We start from the raw sequence: 16,538 nt of genomic DNA, 5'->3' as shown, positions 1-16,538 counted from the left end.
GACAGGGTACGGGCGAGAGAACGGGGCACCGGTGCCCCAGAACGGGTAGCTGGTTGCCGGGTGACGGGTGTTGCCGCCTAGGGTGCGGCCATGACCGAGACCCCGCCCGTGGTCGGCGTCCGGGGGCGCACCCGACGGGCCATCCTGGATGCCGCCGTCACCGAACTCTCCCGCCGCCACGACGCCACGCTGGCCGTGATCGCGGCGGCGGCCGGCGTCGGGCGCAGCACGCTCCAGCGGTACTTCCCCGACCGGGAGTTGCTGATCTCGGCCGTCGTCCAGGACTCGCTGCGGCGCCTCGACGTGGCGTTGACCGAGGCGCGGATCGAGGAGGACCCGCCGCTGGCCGCGCTGCGCCGGCTGGTGAGCGCCATGGTGGACGTCGGCGACGCGGTGCTGTTCCTCTACGGCGATCCGAGGGTCACCGACGCGATCACGGTGCCGGAGGGCCCCGACCCGGCGGCCGACCGGATCGGTGCCCTGATCCGGCGGGGCCAGGAGGCGGGAGTGCTGGATCGCGAGGTGAGCGCCGAGTGGATCGAACATGTGCTGTGGGCGGGGATCTCCGCCGGCTGCACGGCGGTGGGCAGTGGGCTGCTGCCGCGTCCTGGCGCCTCGGCGTCGGTGATCCGGACCCTGGAGAACGGCGTCGGGACCGCCCCGCGCCCCAGCCGAGAGGACGACCGCGGATGACCGTTCTGGTGACCGGTGCGACCGGCAACGTGGGGCGGGGTGTCGTCCGTCGGCTTCTCGAAGCGGGGCGGGACGTCCGGGCGTTGAGCCGCAGGCCGGCCCCGGGGCTGCCGGCCGGGGTGGCGGTGTACGAGGGGGACCTCGGCAGTCCCGAGACGCTGCGGCCGGCGCTGGCCGGGGTCTCCGAGGTGTTTCTCTTTCCCGTTCCGCACACCGCGGGGGCGGTGGCCGAGCTGGCGCGGCGGGCGGGGGTGCGGCGGGTGGTGGTGCTGTCGTCGGGCGCGGTGACCGACGGCTATGACACGGACTACCATCTGCCGGTCGAACGCGCGGTGGAGGCGGCCGGGTTGGCGTGGACGCATGTCCGCCCCGGGGAGTTCGCGATGAACAAGCTGGCCCTCTGGGGCCCGCCGATCCGCGCCGAGCGGGTGGTGCGCGAGCCGCTGCCGGACGCCGCCTGGTATCCGGTGCACGAGGAGGACATCGCGGAGGTTGCCGCGCTGGCCCTGACCGAACCGGGCCACGAGGGGCGCGCCTACACGCTCAACGGGCCGGAACTCCTCACCCACCGCCGACAGGTGGAGCTGATCGCCGAGGCGATGGGCGAGGAGATCCGGCTGGAGACGGTGACCCTGGAGGAGGCCAGGGAGATCTACCGGGCGCAGGGCGGGTTCGCCGCCGAGAACGCCGATTTCCTGCTGGGGTTCGAGGACTACGGCGGCGCGGAGGCCGACCCCGCCGAGGCGGCGGACTTCGCCCCCGCGCCGGGCGCCGTGCCGCCCCCGACGGCGAGCGACGTCACGGGCCGGCCGGCCCGCACGTTCAGGCGCTGGGCCAGGGACCACGCGGAAGCGTTCCGCGCCTGATGAGGAGCGCCGTCCCGCCACCGAGGACGAGCAGCGCGGCGAGGGCGGCGACCACGAGGATCGTCCCGGCGCCGGTCCCGGCGAGGTCGCCGTCGCCGCCCGCTGCCTCGCTCTCCTGGTCGTCGGTCCCGGCGGCGTTCTCGTCGTCGTCCGGCCGGTTGTCGTCGCCCGGGCCTTCGGGGCCGCCGGGGCGCGGCGACTCCTCGGCCGGCTCGCCGGGGAAGGCGCCGCCGAAGTCGAGGCGGTACTCCAGGGTCAGGAACTTCCGCAGTTCGGCGGCCGGCAGGTCCTCGCCCGGGGTGCCGTCGCCGTAGATGTCGACATTGCCGGCGTCCTGCACCAGGCGCACCGTCGTGCCGTCGGCCAGACCCGAGGTGTCCAGGAGCGCCTCGAAGGAGCCGCCCTCCCAACCGGCGGGCGGGGTCGGCGAGGTGGCGGACCGGACGGGGGCGTCCTCCGGCCGGCCCGTCCAGCCGTAGAGGTCGAAGTCCCCGCCGTCGTCGGTGGATCCGCCGATGATCAGATAGCCGCCGTCGTCGGTCTCCTGGAGGTCGCGGATGGCGTGGCCGTCGAGGTCCAGCCGCACCACGTCGCCGAAGCGGGGCTCGGTGGTGCCCGCGACCACACCGGCGATGTCGGGGATGCCGACCACCAGCGCTTTGTCGCCGTCGCTGTCCCCGTCGCCGTCCCCGCCGCTGTTCAGGGCGACAAGTGGTGAACGGAAGCCCAGCCAGAGGGTGGTGCCGTCGGGCGCGATGGTCGCGCCCTCCACGTTCAGGGAGTTCGGTCCCCGCGCTGACACCCCGTCCTGGGTCGCGGCCCGGAAGCCGAAGTGGTCGGCGCCCAGGCCGTGGACGTCGGCCATGTCGCCGTCGACGAGCGCCTGCCGCAGGCCACGGGCGTGGCCGACGTACTCCAGGGTGGTGTCCGCGCCGCTGCCGTGCACGGCGGTGGCGATGACGAGATCCCGGTCCAGGCGGATGTTGCCGCTGTTGGTGTTGCCGAGGGAACCCACCCAGTAGATGGTGTTCCCCGCCCGGGCGGCGCCCTCGATGTCCCAGGTGTCGCCCGAGCGGACGGCCGGTACCCGCTCGGTGAGGTCGAACGTGGCGATCGGCTCGGCGAAGCCCCCGCCATAGAGCCGGAACTGGTTCGAGTCGTCGTCGGCGACCACGAAGTGGCCGTCCCCGACGGCGTAGGACGCCGAGGCGTCCGACATCCCCGGGTGGGCGCGGACACCGGCGTCGGGCAACGCCGCCGACACCCGGTAGTCAAGCCGCGCCGTGCCCTGCCGGCCGTCCGCCGCCGTCGCCGTGACGGTGATGACGGACGCGCCGGCGGAGCGCGGGGTGGCGGAGAGGGCGAACGTGCCGTCCTCTTCGACCCGGACGGTGAGGCCGTCGTCGGCGACGACCGAGGGGTCGGCCGAGGTGGCGGTCACGGTCAGCTCCGCGCCGGCCGGGTCGGCGACCCGGCCGCGGGCGACGGGGTTGCCGGCGGCGTCGAGCACCGCGGACAGGGCGTTGCCCGTGCCGCCGGCGACGCGCGGCGTCCAACCGACGGCGGGCGTGGGCCCCTCCGACTCGATCGGGTCGGTGCCGGGCGCGAAACCCGCGGCGAACGCGATGCCACGGAAGGCGGTGCCGGCGTCGGCGGTGGCCAACGTCCGCTCCTCTACCACCTCCCACGTGTCGGCGCCTTCGTCCAGGAGCCGGACCACCTCGTTGCCCTGGCCGCCGCCGCGCACCGCGTAGAGGACGGTCCGCTCGCCGGCCACCCGCCCGGTGAGGCCCCAGAACACGCCGGGGTGGCTGCCGACATACGCCCAGGAGCCGTCCCGCCGCACGTACTTCGCCAGCCCGGGCGCGCTGCCCTCGGTGTAGCCGACATAGAGGGTGTCGCCGACGAAGACGAAGTCGTGCGGCACGCTCGCCCCGTCGGGCGCCGAAGCGACCGGGGTGAGGTCGGCGGCCGTGGTCGGCAGGCCGGAGCCGACCTGGTTGACGCCGTGGAACCCGGTGCGGTCGCTGGAGACGTACAACTGGCCGTCGTGGATCAGCGGCACCCGCGCGTTGTTCAGCTCCGAGGAGCCAGCGACGACCGGCGTCGGCGCCGCACCGCCGTGTTCGACGCTCAGCACGCCGGCGCGGGTGGCCGGCGCGTCGTGGCCGTGCCCGCCGGTCCAGTGGCGTGTGCCGTCGTCGCTGGCCACGCCACGGAGATGGCGCAGCGAGTAGCCGTCCGCCAGGGATGTCGACGTGTCGACGGCGCCGGCCGCGTCGATCCGCGCCACCACCCGGAGGGTGTCGGGAGCCGCCGTGTCGTTGAGCGCCAGATCGCCCGGCTCGGCGTCGTAGCCGCCGATCGTCAGGAACCGGTGGTCGGCCGACTGCCGCAGCGCGCCCTGCTGGTCGCGGTCGGCGCCCAGGGTGAACGCGTGCTGGTCGCCGTCGGCGGCCGTGGGCAGGGTGCGGACATCGCCCCTGGTCCCGTCGCCGCCGAGGGAGAGGATCGAGACGGGGACGGCGCGGTTCCCGCCCGTCTCCCCGTCGCCGACCACGGAGACGGCGAGTCGGTCGACGGCCGGCGCCGCGCCGGCGGGAGAGGCGCCGAGGCCACTGCCCAGGGCGGCGAGTGACACGGCGAGCAGGGCGACGACACGCTGACGCATCGACATAGGGGTGCGAACTCCTAGGTTGGGGCAAACAGGTTCCTTACCTGACATCGGCCCCGGGAACGGAACCTCCCCACCGGGTGAACGTCATGGCGCGCCACCCTGGCCGCGACGTGAACTCACCGGCCGGCGGCGCCCGGTGTCACCCGCCCCGCCGCGCCCCTCACCCAGCGTCGCCGGCCGCCGGGGAGTCGGAGCCGGCGTCGGAGTCGGTGTCGGGGGCGGTGAAGGTGACCGCCACGGCGACGCCGCGACGGGTGATCCTCGGCACCACCCGGGCGAGCAGGTCGGTGAGACGCATCAGCCGGTACCGGCGGGACAACACGGCGCGCGCCGCCCTGCCCTCATCGGCGTCCAGGACCCGCGCGGTGGCGGCGTGTTCGGGGGTGCCGGGGCGGACCCGTCCCCTGAGATCGCAGACGGTCACGGTGACCCGCGCGGTGTGCCGCAGGCGTTTCACCTTGCCGCTGTCGTCGTTGGTCCAGATCACCACCCGCTCGCCGTCCGGGGCGTGCCACACGGGGGTGGCGACCGGGACGCCGGTGCGGCGGAAGGTGGTGAGGTTGACGTAGCGAGCCGCGGCCACGTCGTCGGGAATGCGCACAGTGCTCACGGTGGACTCCGTCCATGGAAGGCCACGGCATCCTACGCGGGAGCGCTACGCGGAGTCCCGAATCACCAGCTCGGTGGGGAGGATCACCGCCGAGGTGTCCTCGCCGGCGATCCGCGCCAGCAGGACCCGCACCATCTCCTGGCTGATCCGGTCCCACGGCTGACGGATGGTGGTCAGCGCGGGCCTGGCGGCCAGAGCGGCGGACGAGTCGTCGAAGCCGCCGACCGCCACATCCCCCGGCACACTGCGCCCGGCGCGCTCCAGGGCCTCCAAAGCGCCCCGAGCCATCAGATCGGAGGCGACGAACAGGGCGTCCAGATCCGGGTGTTCGGCCAGCAGCCGCTCGGCGGCGACCGCGCCGCTCTCCCGGCCGTAGTCCCCCGTGGCCACCAGCGTCTCCTCGAACGGGAGGCCGGCCTCGGCCAGCACCTCGCGGTAGCCCTCCAACCGCTGCACACCGCCGGAGGTGTCCTGCGGGCCCGTGACCGTGCCGATCCGGCGCCGGCCGCCGGCCACCAGATGCCGCACCATCGACCGGGCGCCGTCCCGGTCGTCGGCCGCCACATGCGCGAGGCGGCCGGCGCGCGGATCCATCGGCTTGCCGGAGGCGACCACCGGGATGCCGGCGCGGGTGAGCTGGGCGGCCACCGGATCGCCCGTGTGGCTGGAGACCAGCAGCACGCCGTCCACATGGCCGGCCGTGACATAGCGGGTGATCCGCCGCTGCTCGTCCCGCGAGCCGGCGATCATCAGCAGCAGCGGGATGTCGTGCGCGGCCAGCGCCTGGGTGCAGCCGCGCAGCAGCACATTGAAGTTGGGGTCCTCGAAGAACCGCTCCTGCGGCTCGGTGAGCAGAAAGGCCACCGACCCCGACCGGCCGGTGATCAGGCTGCGGGCATGCCGGTTGACCACATAGCCCGTCCTGCGGATCGCCGCGTTGACCGCCTCGGTGGCCGCCGGGCTGACGTGGTGGCCGCCGTTGAGCACCCGCGAGACCGTGCCACGCGAGACGCCCGCCTCACGCGCCACATCGTGGATCGTCGGCCGCTGACGTCTCACCGGATTGCCCATGGTCACGACCTTACGGTGACACGCTGACAATCGTCGTCCCAGGTCCGGCGGGGGCCGTCAGGACTTCACCGCGCCGGAGAGGAGATCGAGGCTCCAGAACCGCTGGATGACGAGGAAGAGCAGGATCAGCGGGAGCACCGCCAGCAGGGCGCCGGTGATCACCAGGGTGTAGAGGGCCGGCGTGGTCGAGCCCTGGTTGAGGAGGGTGAACAGACCGAGGGTGATGGGGAACTTCTCGTCGTCGCTGAGCATGATGTACGGCAGCAGGAAGTTGTTCCAGATGGCGACGAACTGGAACAGGAAGACCGTCACCAGACCCGGCAGCATCATCGGCAGGGCGATCGCCCGGAAGATCCGCCACTCGCCCGTCCCGTCCATCCGGGCGGCTTCGACGACGTCCTGGGGGACCGCCGCCGCCGTGTAGATCCGCGCCAGATAGATGCCGAAGGGGGAGAGCAGCACCGGCAGCAGCACGGCCGCGTGGCTGTCGGTCAGATGGACCTCGGCCAGCAGCAGGTACTGCGGAACCGCCAGGATCACCGGCGGCATCAGCACGCCGGCGAGCAGCACGTTGAAGATGGTCTCCCGGCCGGGGAAGCGGTAGAGCGCCAGCGCGTAGCCGCCCAGCGCGGAGACCGCGCAGGACAGCAGCGCGCCGATGCCCGCGTAGAGCGCGGAGTTGGCCATCCAGCGCCAGTAGATCCCGTCCCGGTAGCCGTTCAGGTCCGAGACGTTGTCCAGCAGCCCGCCGCCGGGCGCGAAGGTGAACGTCGAGAACAGCTCGTTGCCCGCCTTGGTGGCGGCGATCGCGACCCAGGCCACCGGCAGCAGGCAGTAGACCGCGCCCAACAGCAGCGCGGCGGTGGGCAGCAGCGCGATCCGGCGCGGGCGGCGGGCGTCCGCCGTGGCGTTGGCGGCGTTGGCGGTGTTGGCAGTGTTGGCCGAGGTGGTCGGGGCGCTCATCGGGCGTTCTCCTCGCGGCGGTTACGGGCGGTGGCCAGCCGCAGGAAGCCGAACGACAGGGTCAGCGTGACCAGCGCGATCACCACGGCGGTCGCCGCGGCGGCATGGATGTCACCGCCGGTGAACGCGTCCTGGTAGACCTTCATCAGCGGGGACCAGGTGGTGGAGAGGTTGTTGGTCAGCGGGCGCAGGGTCGTCGGCTCGTTGAAGACCTGGAGCGTGGCGATGATCGAGAAGAAGAAGGTGAGCACCAGCGAGGGCAGCACCATCGGGATCTTGATCCGCAGCGCGGTCTGGAACGGGGTGCAGCCGTCCAGCCGCGCCGCCTCGTGGACCTCGGCCGGGATGGCGCGCAGCGCGGTGTAGATCACGATCATGTTGAAGCCGGTGCCGCCCCAGATCGCGATGTTGGCCAACGCGCCGTAGAGCGAAGCCCCCTGGAGCAGGTCGGGGGCGGGCAGCCCGACCGCCTCCAGCGCGTCGGTGAGCGGGCTGACCGAGGGGAGGTAGAGAAAGCCCCACAGCAGCGCGGCGATCACCCCGGGCACGGCGTACGGCAGGAAGATCGCCAGCCGGCCGAAGCGGCGCCCGCGCACCCGTTCGTCGTCCAGCAGCAGGGCGAAGAACAGCGCCAGGCCCATCATCACCGGCACCACGATCGCGCCGTAGCCCAGCACCCGCAGCGCGCCGTCCAACAGCTCGGAGTCGGTCAGCGCCCGGCGGTAGTTGTCCAGCCCGGCCCACACCTCGGCGCGCCCGTCCGGGCCGAGGCCCAGGCCCCTGATCTCGACCTTGCGCACACTGAGATAGAGCGCGTAGCCGATCGGCAGCGCGAAGAACAGGACGAACAGCACGGCCGTCGGGGCGAGGAAGCCGTAGGGGGCGGCCCTGGCCGAGGTGCTCCGCCGGCGCCGGGCACTCGACGAACCGCGCGGGGCGCTCACTGGACGACCTCGAAGCCGAGCCGGTCCATGTCCTCGAACGTGGTCTCTTGCATGACGGCCAGGGCCTCCTCGAACCCGGCGCGGCGGCCGGCCGCCGCGCCGAAGGCGTTGTTGAACGCGCTGTAGGCGACGGTGACGTTGGGGCCCCAGGCGGCGGGGGCCGCGCCCTCGGCCACCTCGGCGACCGTGTCGTAGAAGTCGGGCTGGTTGGCGAAGAACGGGGGCGGCTCCGCCAGGGCGCCGCCGGACTGGGCGTCGCTGGCGGCCGGGTAGATCCCGCAGATCTGCACGAGGGCGGTCAGCGCCTCGGGGTCGGTGTTGAGCCAGACCGCGAACTCGGCCGCCTCGGCTCGGTGGTCGGAGTCCGTGGTCACCGCCGTGGTGGAACCGCCCCAGCTGCCGGTGACGTTCGCCCCGGCCTCCCACTGGGGCAGCGGTGCCGCAGCCCAGGAGCCCTCGGTGTCGGGGGCGGCCGTGGCCAGCGTGCCGGGCGCCCACACGCCGCTGATCCAGGCGATCTGGTCGCCCTCGTTGAGCGCCTGGTTCCACGCGGGCGTGTACATGGGCTGGTTGTCGACCAGTTCCTCGGCGACAAGACCCTCCCAGAACGCGCTGACCCGGCGGCCGGCGTCGTCGTCGATCCCCACCCGCCAGCGGTCCGTCTCTGTGGTCCACCACTGGGCGCCGGCCTGCTGGGTCAACCCGGCGAAGAGGCCGGCGTCGTTGGCGGAGAACGTGGTCAGCCGGCGGTCGGGGTCGATCTCGCGCAGGTCTCGGGCGGTCCGCTCGAACTCGTCCCAGGTCTCGGGGACGGTCAGGCCGAACTCCTCGAATAGGTCGGCCCGGTAGAAGAACAGCAGCGGGCCCGAGTCCTGGGGGAGCGCGTACACCGCGTCGGTGCCGAGGGTGACCTGCTGCCACACGGCGGGGGTGAACGCGGCCTCGGCGTCGGCCACCTCCTCGGAGATGTCGGCGGTGACATTGTTGCTGGCCAGGGTCGGCAGCGCCTGGTACTCGGCCTGGACGAGGTCGGGCGCGGTGCCGGCCTGGGCGGCGGTCACCGTCTTGGTGACCAACTCGTCGCCGCTGGCCTGCTTCTTGACCGTGACCTGGATGTCCGGGTTGGCCTCGTTCCAGAGTTCGACGACCTCCTCCATGCCGGGCGCCCACGCCCAGTAGTCCAGGCGGACGGTGCCGTCGTCGGACGCGCCGCAGCCGGCGAGCGCCGTGGCCGCCAACAGCGTCGCGGTGACGGCGGCGATCGCGCGGTGACGCATGTTCCCTCCCGGGATATGACTGTGAACGTGCACAGTGAAGAAATGTTTCAGCCACTTGTCAACCGTTGGGTCTCTGTTGTTTCGTGGTTGAGCACGGTCATGGATGCTGTGCACGTTCACATGGATCTGGAGAGAAGCCCATGCCGCACGGCACCCCCAGGGGTCTGCGCCGACTCGCCTTCGGCGGCGACTACAACCCGGAGCAATGGCCGGAGGAGGTGTGGGCCGAGGACGTCGCGCTGATGCGCGAGGCGGGGGTGAACCTGGTCAGCCTCGGCATCTTCAGCTGGGCCCGGCTGGAGCCGCGCGAGGGCGAGTACGACTTCGGCTGGCTGGACCGCGTCATCGAGCTGCTGCACGAAGGCGGCATCCGCGTCGACCTGGCCACCCCGACCGTCGTCCCGCCGGCCTGGTTCTACCGGGCGCACCCGGAGGCACTGCCCGTCAGCCGCGACGGCACCCGCTGGGCCTTCGGCTCACGCGGCGCCATCTGCCACAGCTCGCCCGCCTATCAGGAGGCGGCCCTCCGCATCACCCGCGCGCTGGCCGAACGCTATGGCGCGCACCCGGCGGTGGTCATGTGGCACGTGCACAACGAGTACGGGGTGCCGGTCCTGGAGTGCTACTGCGACATCTCCGCCGCCGACTTCCGCCGCTGGCTGGCCGAGCGCTACGGCACCGTCGACGCGCTCAACACCGCCTGGGGAACGGCCTTCTGGGGCCAGCTCTACGGCGACTGGGAGGAGATCCAACCGCCCAGGCTCACCCCGACCGTGGCCAACCCGGCGCAGCGTCTCGACTTCGCCAGATTCGCCAGCGACAGCGCGCTGGCCAACTTCAGGCGCGAGCGCGACCTGCTGTGGGAGCTGTCCCCTGACGCGCCCGTGACCACCAACTTCATGGTGTCGCCGACCCAGTGCGACACCATCGACTACTGGGCCTGGGGCCGCGAGGTGGACCTGGTCACCAACGACCACTACCTGGTGGCCGAGGAGCCGCGCAACCACGTCAACCTCTCGATGGCGGCCGACCTCAGCCGCTCCGTCGGCGACGGGCGGCCCTGGCTGCTGCTGGAGCACTCCACCAGTGGCCTCAACTGGCAGCCGCGCGGCATCGCGAAGCGGCCGGGCGAGATGGCCCGCAACACCCTGGCGCACGTGGCGCGCGGCTCCGAGGGCGGGATGTTCTTCCAGTGGCGCGCCTCCCGGGCGGGCGCGGAGAAGTTCCACTCGGCGATGCTGCCGCACGCCGGGACCGACAGCCGGATCTGGCGCGAGGTGGTGCGCCTGGGCGCCGACCTCGACCGGCTGGCCGAGGTGTGGGGCAGCCGCACGGTGGCGGACGCGGCCGTGGTCTGGGACTGGCAGTCCTGGTGGGCGCAGGGCCTCGAATGGCGTCCCAGCGAGGAGCTGGACACCAGGGAGCGCGCCGAGGCGTACTACGCCGCGCTCTTCGACCGACACCTCACCGTCGACTTCGTCAGGCCGGAGGGGGAGCTGGCCCCGTACCCGCTGGTCGTGGTGCCCGCGCTCTACCTCGCGACCGCCGGGGCCGGCGAGAACCTGCGCCGGTATGTGGCGGGCGGCGGCACCCTGGTGGTGTCCTACTTCTCCGGCATCGTGGACGAGCACGACGCCGTGCACCCCGGGCCGCACCCGGGCGCGCTGCGCGATGTGCTGGGGCTGACCGTGGAGGAGTTCCAGCCGCTGCACGCCGGCCGCGCCGTGCGGCTCACCGGGCGGGACCGCGCCGAACTCACCGCCGAGCGCTGGGCGGAGACCGTGGTGTGCGACGGCGCCGAGGCGGTGTGGCGCTACGCGGACGGGCCGGCCGCCGGCGGGCCCGCCGTCACCCGGCACCGGCTGGGCGAGGGCAGCGCCTGGTATGTCTCGGCCCACCTCGGGCGGGACGATCTGGACGCGGTGCTCGCCGCCGCCTCGGCCGACGCGGGGCTGCCGGAGCACGACCCGCTGCCGCGCGACCTTGAGGTGGTGCGCCGCCGGGGCGAGCGGGACGACTACCTGTTCGCCATCAACCATGCCGACGCTGAGGCGCTGCTGCCGTTGACGAAGGCCGGCGGGGAGCGGCTCACGGGCGAGGAACTGCTCACGGGCGAGCGCGTCACCGACAAGCTCACCATCCCGGCGGGGGAGGTACGCGTGCTGCGCGTCCAGCGCTGACGGCGACCGCCGGGGCGCCGGCCGGGTGCCGGGGCGACTGCCCGCCGGGCGACCGGGCGGTTCGCCGGGCGGGAGACAGATCGACAGAACCGGCGGCCCCGGCAGCCGCCATGACGCCCGCGGGGCCCGCGGGCCCGGCACGTTCGGCATGTTCGGCAACTCAGTCAACTCAGGTACATCCGGTATCGGACAGAGGAGTTCGAGATGAGCACCAGCAGGCGAACCGTCCTTCGCGCATCGGGCGCCGCCCTCGCAGCACCGCTGGCCTGGCCGCTGCTCCAGGGCGGGGCCGCGCACGCGGCACCGGCCGCCGACGGCCCGATCAGGGGCGTGGACGTCTCCTCGCTGCCCAAGGGCGAGGAGTTGGGCGCGGTCTTCCGGCACGCGGACGGAACGGCGGACGACGCGCTGCGCATCCTCCAGGGGAACGGCGCCAACTGGGTGCGGCTGAAGGTGTGGGTGAACTCCCCGGACGGCTACCACGACACCGCGCGGGTCGCGGGCCTCGCCGCCCGGGCCCACGCCCTGGGGATGCGGACGCTGGTGGACTTCCACTACTCCGACAGCTGGGCCGACCCCGGGCAGCAGCACAAGCCCGCGGCCTGGGCCGGTCTGGACGCGGCCGGGCTCGACCAGGCCGTCCGCGACCACACCCGCGCCGTGCTGGGCGCGCTCGTCGACCAGGGCACCCCGGCCGACATGGCCCAGATCGGCAACGAGATCAACGCCGGGATGCTCTGGCCCGACGGCTCCAGCGAGAACTTCGACCGGCTCGCCGAACTGCTCACCGTCGGCGCCGAGGCCGCCAGGGAGGTGTCCCCGAGCACCACCCTGGCGCTGCACCTGGCGGAGGGCGGCGACAACGGCGGCACCCGCTGGTGGTTCGACAACGCGGTGGCCAGGAACGTGCCGTTCGACGTGGTCGCGCTCTCCTTCTACGGGTACTGGCACGGCACCCTGGCCGAGCTGGACCACAACCTCCGCGACGTGGTGGCCCGCTACGACCGGGATGTGCTGGTGGCCGAGACCGCCTACCCGTTCCGGCTGGGCAGCCACGACGACCACGCGGACATCATCGGCGAGGAGTCCCAACTGGTCGCCGGCTACCCCGCCACCCCCGAAGGACAGCAACGCTGGCTGCGCGACATCAGCGCCGTGGTCGCCGGGGTGCCCGGCGGAAGGGGCCTGGGCGTCTTCTACTGGGAGCCGGCCTGGACCGCCGTGGCCGGCAACGGCTGGGACCCGGCCGACCCGTCCTCCGGCAACGCCTGGGAGAACCAGGCCGTCTTCGACTACGACGGCCGGGTGCTGCCGGCGGCCGGCTGGTAGCAGGACGCGGCACAGGCGGCGGAGCCACCCCAGGACCGGGCCCCCGGGCGGCCCGCCGCCCCCGCGCCCCCGATCAGGTCTGCCGCAGCGGCGCATAGGTATCCGCCTCCAGGCCGAACGTCCAGGCCACGCCCTCGCGCGCGGTCCTCGTGCGCGGGGGCACCCGCAGCCAGTAGGTGCGGTTGGTGCCGTCGGGCTCCGGCGTGGAGTTGACCACCTCGACCATCGCCACGTCCTCGTCGCCCGGCAGCGCTATGCGCCAGAGGACCCCCGTCTCGTCGCGGTGGACCGGCTCGGCGCCCGACTCCGTCAAATAGCGGTCGTAGCCGTAGTGTTCGAGCATCACACGGCGCAGCTCCGCGTTCTCCTCCTCCCGGATCAGCGCGGGAGTCAACGTGTCCAGCCGCTTGAGGAACTCGCCCGGCACCGGCAGCCCGCGCCAGGCGTGCAGCGCGAAGCCGTCCGGGTACGCCAGCGCCGGCCCGTCCGAGCGGTCCAGCCGGCCGGCCTCGTCCCGCCACAGCTCGACGGGCCGCTCGCTGAGCACCACCACGTTCTCGTAGGGCCACCACCAGCCCGCCGAGTTGGCCACCACCGCGAGACCGTCGAGCCCGGAGCCCGGGCCCGGGTCCAACGCGCTCAGCCAGGCCGCCTCGTGCTGGCCGAGCACCGCGTCCAACAGCAGGACGCGGATCGCCGCCTCGTCCCTGGGCCGGGGCGCCGACGCCGCGATCACCGCCGACCTGATCCGCTCCACCAGCGGGGCCGTCGTCTCCCACAGATCGGCGCCCGTGGCCCGCCAGTGCGTGCTCCAGCCCGTCGGGCCCAACCGGTCGTGCATCAGCTCACGTTGGGCCGCAAGGGGCTCGTCGCGGAGGGCGCGCCGCACGCTGGCGCCGGTGCGCCCGGCCTCCTCCCGCAGCAGCCGGACCGCCGCCAGCGGCGAATCCACCCACCGCAGCCGCTCGGGCTCCGCCAGCCCCGCCCGCCGATACGCGAGCCTGACCCCCGCCTCGGCGGCGTCCCGCGCCCCGGGCCCGGTGGCCGCCGCCACCGAGCGCCAGCCCGTCGGCTCGCCCCCGGCCTCGGCGCCTGGCCGTCCCCGCGACGCGTCCCCGCCCAGCAGGTCGCCGTGATCCCCGTGTCGCATGACCGCGTGTCCCATGTGCCCCGTGCCTCCGTGTTCCCGAAATCCCGTGCCGATGTGCCGATGTGCTGTGCTGCTGGGTTGCCGTGCTGCGGTGTCGCGCGGTGTCTTCTGGCGTTGCCCGGTGTCCGTCCTGACGCCGGATCGTCCGGTCAGTCCGCGACCACGCGGACCGAGCCCGGCACGTACTCGCGCTGCCGCACCACCCGGTACCAGCCCCGGGGCAGCGGGATGACCGCGTGCTCCTCGTGCACCACCCGGGCGCCGTCCGGCACATGGAGCAGCGCCGGCCCGAAGGCGCCGCCCTCCCGGATCAACCGCCCGGGGCCCACCACCGCGTGCGCGTGGCCCGTCACCTCGCCGAGGGCCAACACCAGCCGGCCGCGCCCGTCCCTCGGCTCCGACTCCGCCTCCAGCGCGTCGGCCGGCACCGCCTCCGCCGCCAACGGCACGATCAGCACATCTCCCTGTCGATACATGGATCTCCCTCCCCGCGGCACCCGATGTGCCACGCCACGGACAGTAGGCGGAGGCACTGACAATCGACCGTCCCCGGCCGCCGGACACGGGGTCACCGACGGCGCTGTCAGTGGCACTTGGTAGAACTCCCGTACTGTCCGACGACCGACGACGAGGAACGGGCGCAGCATGACCATCGGGAACCACTTGCAGGACTTTCACGGCCTGCCCGCCTTCGACTTCCCGGCCGAACCCCGGGAGCCGAAGGACGTGGCCCAACTGCCCGCCGCCGACGCGGTGGCCTGGCGGATCGCGGTCGAGCCGTACGGCGACGACGACGAGGAGTGGACGGCCAGGTTCGCCAGGTTCGCGGACACCGTCGACCTCAGCCAGGTGCGGGCGCTGATCGTCGGCGTCTGGGGCGAGGCGTACGAGAACGGCCCTGAACGCGTGATCGAGGCCCTGGTCGGGGTGCGCGACCGACTCACCGCGCTGCGCGCCGTGTTCCTCGGCGACATCGTGATGGAGGAGGCCGAGATCTCCTGGATCTACCAGGGCCGGGTCACGGATGTGCTGGAGGCGTTCCCCGCGCTGGAGGAGTTCGGCGTGCGCGGCGGTACGGACCTGTCGTTCTCCCCGATCCGGCACGAGGCGCTCCGCCGGCTCGTCATCGAGACGGGCGGGATGCCGGCCGCGGCGGTGCGCGGCGTCGCCGCCAGCGACCTGCCCGCCCTGGTCCACCTCGATCTGTGGCTCGGCACCCCGGAGTACGGCGGCGACGCCGACATCGACGATCTCGCGCCGATCTTCTCCGGCGTCCGGCTTCCGGCGTTGAGGCATCTGAGCCTGTGCAACAGCGTGTTGCAGGACGCGATCTGTGCCGCCGTGGCCGCCGCGCCCGTGGTGGCCAGGCTCGACTCGCTGGACCTGTCGATGGGTGTGCTCACCGACGAGGGGGCGTCCGCGCTGCTCACCGGCCAGCCGCTGACCCATCTCAGCTCGCTCGACCTGTCGCACAACTACATCAGCGGCAAGCTCCTCACCCGGCTGCGCGAGACACTGGAGCCGGCGGGTGTCCAGCTCGATCTCGACCATGGCGGCGCCGAATTCGACGAGGACGAGGATGCCGACGGCAACCAGTGGCGCTTCGTCGCGGTGGGTGAGTAGCGCCCGGCCGGCGCCCCAGCCGCGCGCGTGGGCGGTCGTCGGCAACCCGGAGAACCGGCGGGTGACGCGGTTCCTGGCGGCGGCCGGGGCCGCCGGCGCCGCGCCGCCCCGCGTCGTCCCCTGGCAGGACGTCCTGCGCGAGGGCGGGCACGCCTTCGCCGACCACGAGATCGTGCGGCTGGACTCGCCGGGCGAGAACGCCGAGGTCGACCGCGCGCTGCGGGGCGCCGCCGACCCGACGCGGGTGGAGGGCTCCGCGCTCTGGTACGCCCGCTTCCTGGCCGCCGTCCGCTCGCTGCGCGGCGGGCGGCGCCTCGACGATCCGGACGAGCTGGCCGTCCTGTTCGACAAGCGGCGCTGCCACGCGAGGCTGGCGGCGGCCGGCGTGCCCGTCCCGCCGTCCCCCACCTCGGGGCTGGCCCGGCCGGTGCGCGGCTGGGACGACATCAGGACGATCACCGGGGAGCCCGGCTTCGCGCGGGTCTTCGTCAAACCCGCCCATGGCTCGTCCGGATCCGGCGTGCTGGCCCTGGAGACCAGCCGATCCGGCCGGCTCAAGGCCACCACCCCGATCGAGGTCACCCCCGAGGGGCGGCTCCACAACTCCCTGCGGATGCGCCGGCTCGTCGACGAGCGGACCATCGCCGGCATCGTCGACGCCCTGGCGCCCGAAGGGCTGCACGTCGAGCGCTGGCTGCCCAAGGCCGCCCTCCGGGGCGGATCGGCCGATCTGCGCCTGGTGGTGGTCGCCGGCCGGGCCACCCACGCCGTGGTCCGCACCAGCCGGCACCCGCTCACCAACCTCCATCTGGGCGGCTCCCGAGGGGATATGACGGAGGTCGTCGCACGGGCCGGCGCCGCGTGGGCGCGGGCCCTGGAGATCTGCGAGCGGGCCGCCGCCTGCTTCCCCGGCACGCTCTGCGTCGGCGTCGACCTGCTGCCGGCCGCCGGCTGGCGGCGGTTCGCCGTCGGCGAGGTCAACGCCTTCGGCGATCTGCTGCCCGGGCTGACGGGCCTGCCGGGCAGTGGGGCCGAGACGTTGGACACCTACGCCGCCCAGGTCGCCGCCGTCCACCGGGGCGCCCCGTTCCAGGACCGACGAAGGAGCGACCATGCGGCCCGTTGATCCCGCTCGTCTCGCTGACCCCGTTGATC

At 73.5% G+C, this 16,538-nt stretch carries 14 protein-coding genes; 6 read left to right on the top strand and 8 right to left on the bottom strand.

Annotated features, from left to right (window positions below; genetic code table 11):
- Positions 1–90 precede the first annotated feature (90 nt).
- The gene (locus K4G22_RS04300; RefSeq protein WP_228078324.1) at positions 91–693 is read left to right on the top strand and encodes a TetR/AcrR family transcriptional regulator; all 603 of its coding nucleotides are present in this window, start codon (positions 91–93) and stop codon (positions 691–693) included.
- Positions 690–1,559: an SDR family oxidoreductase gene (locus K4G22_RS04295; RefSeq protein ID WP_228078323.1), complete on the top strand. Its 870-nt coding sequence runs from the start codon at positions 690–692 to the stop codon at positions 1,557–1,559. The genes K4G22_RS04300 and K4G22_RS04295 overlap by 4 nt, the downstream gene beginning before the upstream one ends.
- Here the strand turns inward: K4G22_RS04295 and K4G22_RS04290 are convergent.
- The 6 genes from K4G22_RS04290 to K4G22_RS04265 all read right to left on the bottom strand — a co-directional run bounded on the left by K4G22_RS04290 (position 1,516) and on the right by K4G22_RS04265 (position 9,101).
- Entirely contained in the window at positions 1,516–4,230 is a 2,715-nt protein-coding gene (locus K4G22_RS04290; protein ID WP_228078322.1) for a hypothetical protein, read from the bottom strand. The genes K4G22_RS04295 and K4G22_RS04290 overlap by 44 nt on opposite strands.
- A gap of 166 nt (positions 4,231–4,396) precedes the next feature.
- Positions 4,397–4,846: a PPOX class F420-dependent oxidoreductase gene (locus K4G22_RS04285; RefSeq protein WP_228078321.1), complete on the bottom strand. Its 450-nt coding sequence runs from the start codon at positions 4,844–4,846 to the stop codon at positions 4,397–4,399.
- 45 nt (positions 4,847–4,891) lie between these two features.
- Complete coding sequence (locus K4G22_RS04280) at positions 4,892–5,923, bottom strand: LacI family DNA-binding transcriptional regulator (protein ID WP_228078320.1); 1,032 nt, start codon at positions 5,921–5,923, stop codon at positions 4,892–4,894.
- A gap of 51 nt (positions 5,924–5,974) precedes the next feature.
- Positions 5,975–6,880: a carbohydrate ABC transporter permease gene (locus tag K4G22_RS04275; RefSeq protein WP_228078319.1), complete on the bottom strand. Its 906-nt coding sequence runs from the start codon at positions 6,878–6,880 to the stop codon at positions 5,975–5,977.
- Positions 6,877–7,824 carry a carbohydrate ABC transporter permease gene (locus K4G22_RS04270; protein WP_228078318.1) on the bottom strand — a complete coding sequence of 316 codons (948 nt, stop codon included), beginning with the start codon at positions 7,822–7,824 and terminating at the stop codon, positions 6,877–6,879. Before K4G22_RS04270 ends, K4G22_RS04275 begins: the two co-directional genes overlap by 4 nt.
- Entirely contained in the window at positions 7,821–9,101 is a 1,281-nt protein-coding gene (locus K4G22_RS04265; protein WP_228078317.1) for an extracellular solute-binding protein, read from the bottom strand. Before K4G22_RS04265 ends, K4G22_RS04270 begins: the two co-directional genes overlap by 4 nt.
- Positions 9,102–9,241: 140 nt before the next feature.
- Here K4G22_RS04265 and K4G22_RS04260 point away from each other — a divergent pair, with 140 nt between their 5' ends.
- Together K4G22_RS04260 and K4G22_RS04255 are read left to right on the top strand one after the other, a co-directional pair.
- Positions 9,242–11,281: a beta-galactosidase gene (locus tag K4G22_RS04260; protein WP_228078316.1), complete on the top strand. Its 2,040-nt coding sequence runs from the start codon at positions 9,242–9,244 to the stop codon at positions 11,279–11,281.
- Between the two features lie 204 nt (positions 11,282–11,485).
- Positions 11,486–12,610 carry a glycoside hydrolase family 53 protein gene (locus K4G22_RS04255; protein WP_228078315.1) on the top strand — a complete coding sequence of 375 codons (1,125 nt, stop codon included), beginning with the start codon at positions 11,486–11,488 and terminating at the stop codon, positions 12,608–12,610.
- A gap of 73 nt (positions 12,611–12,683) precedes the next feature.
- On the opposite strand, the gene K4G22_RS04250 is transcribed toward K4G22_RS04255, so the two are convergent.
- A complete protein-coding gene (locus K4G22_RS04250) occupies positions 12,684–13,760 on the bottom strand; it encodes a DUF6745 domain-containing protein (protein ID WP_228078314.1) in 1,077 nt (358 codons plus the stop codon).
- Positions 13,761–13,909: 149 nt separating this feature from the next.
- Entirely contained in the window at positions 13,910–14,236 is a 327-nt protein-coding gene (locus tag K4G22_RS04245; protein ID WP_228078313.1) for a hypothetical protein, read from the bottom strand.
- A gap of 169 nt (positions 14,237–14,405) precedes the next feature.
- On the opposite strand from K4G22_RS04245, the gene K4G22_RS04240 reads away from it, so the two are divergent.
- Both K4G22_RS04240 and K4G22_RS04235 read left to right on the top strand, forming a co-directional pair.
- Entirely contained in the window at positions 14,406–15,383 is a 978-nt protein-coding gene (locus K4G22_RS04240; protein WP_228078312.1) for an STM4015 family protein, read from the top strand.
- A complete protein-coding gene (locus tag K4G22_RS04235; RefSeq protein ID WP_228078311.1) occupies positions 15,340–16,509 on the top strand; it encodes an STM4014 family protein in 1,170 nt (389 codons plus the stop codon). Before K4G22_RS04240 ends, K4G22_RS04235 begins: the two co-directional genes overlap by 44 nt.
- Positions 16,510–16,538 lie beyond the last annotated feature (29 nt).

Source organism: Streptomyces profundus (assembly GCF_020740535.1).
Taxonomy (GTDB): Bacteria; Actinomycetota; Actinomycetes; order Streptomycetales; family Streptomycetaceae; genus Streptomyces; species Streptomyces profundus.
This window is presented reverse-complemented; position numbering and strand designations above follow the sequence as displayed.

Coding starts and splice junctions, on each gene's coding strand:
- K4G22_RS04240 (WP_228078312.1), top strand. CDS start 14,406: ATGACCATCGGGAACCACTTGCAGGACTTTCACGGCCTGCCCGCCTTC.
- K4G22_RS04290 (WP_228078322.1), bottom strand. CDS start 4,230: ATGCGTCAGCGTGTCGTCGCCCTGCTCGCCGTGTCACTCGCCGCCCTG.
- K4G22_RS04300 (WP_228078324.1), top strand. CDS start 91: ATGACCGAGACCCCGCCCGTGGTCGGCGTCCGGGGGCGCACCCGACGG.
- K4G22_RS04295 (WP_228078323.1), top strand. CDS start 690: ATGACCGTTCTGGTGACCGGTGCGACCGGCAACGTGGGGCGGGGTGTC.
- K4G22_RS04260 (WP_228078316.1), top strand. CDS start 9,242: ATGCCGCACGGCACCCCCAGGGGTCTGCGCCGACTCGCCTTCGGCGGC.
- K4G22_RS04250 (WP_228078314.1), bottom strand. CDS start 13,760: ATGCGACACGGGGATCACGGCGACCTGCTGGGCGGGGACGCGTCGCGG.
- K4G22_RS04265 (WP_228078317.1), bottom strand. CDS start 9,101: ATGCGTCACCGCGCGATCGCCGCCGTCACCGCGACGCTGTTGGCGGCC.
- K4G22_RS04255 (WP_228078315.1), top strand. CDS start 11,486: ATGAGCACCAGCAGGCGAACCGTCCTTCGCGCATCGGGCGCCGCCCTC.
- K4G22_RS04235 (WP_228078311.1), top strand. CDS start 15,340: ATGCCGACGGCAACCAGTGGCGCTTCGTCGCGGTGGGTGAGTAGCGCC.
- K4G22_RS04275 (WP_228078319.1), bottom strand. CDS start 6,880: ATGAGCGCCCCGACCACCTCGGCCAACACTGCCAACACCGCCAACGCC.
- K4G22_RS04245 (WP_228078313.1), bottom strand. CDS start 14,236: ATGTATCGACAGGGAGATGTGCTGATCGTGCCGTTGGCGGCGGAGGCG.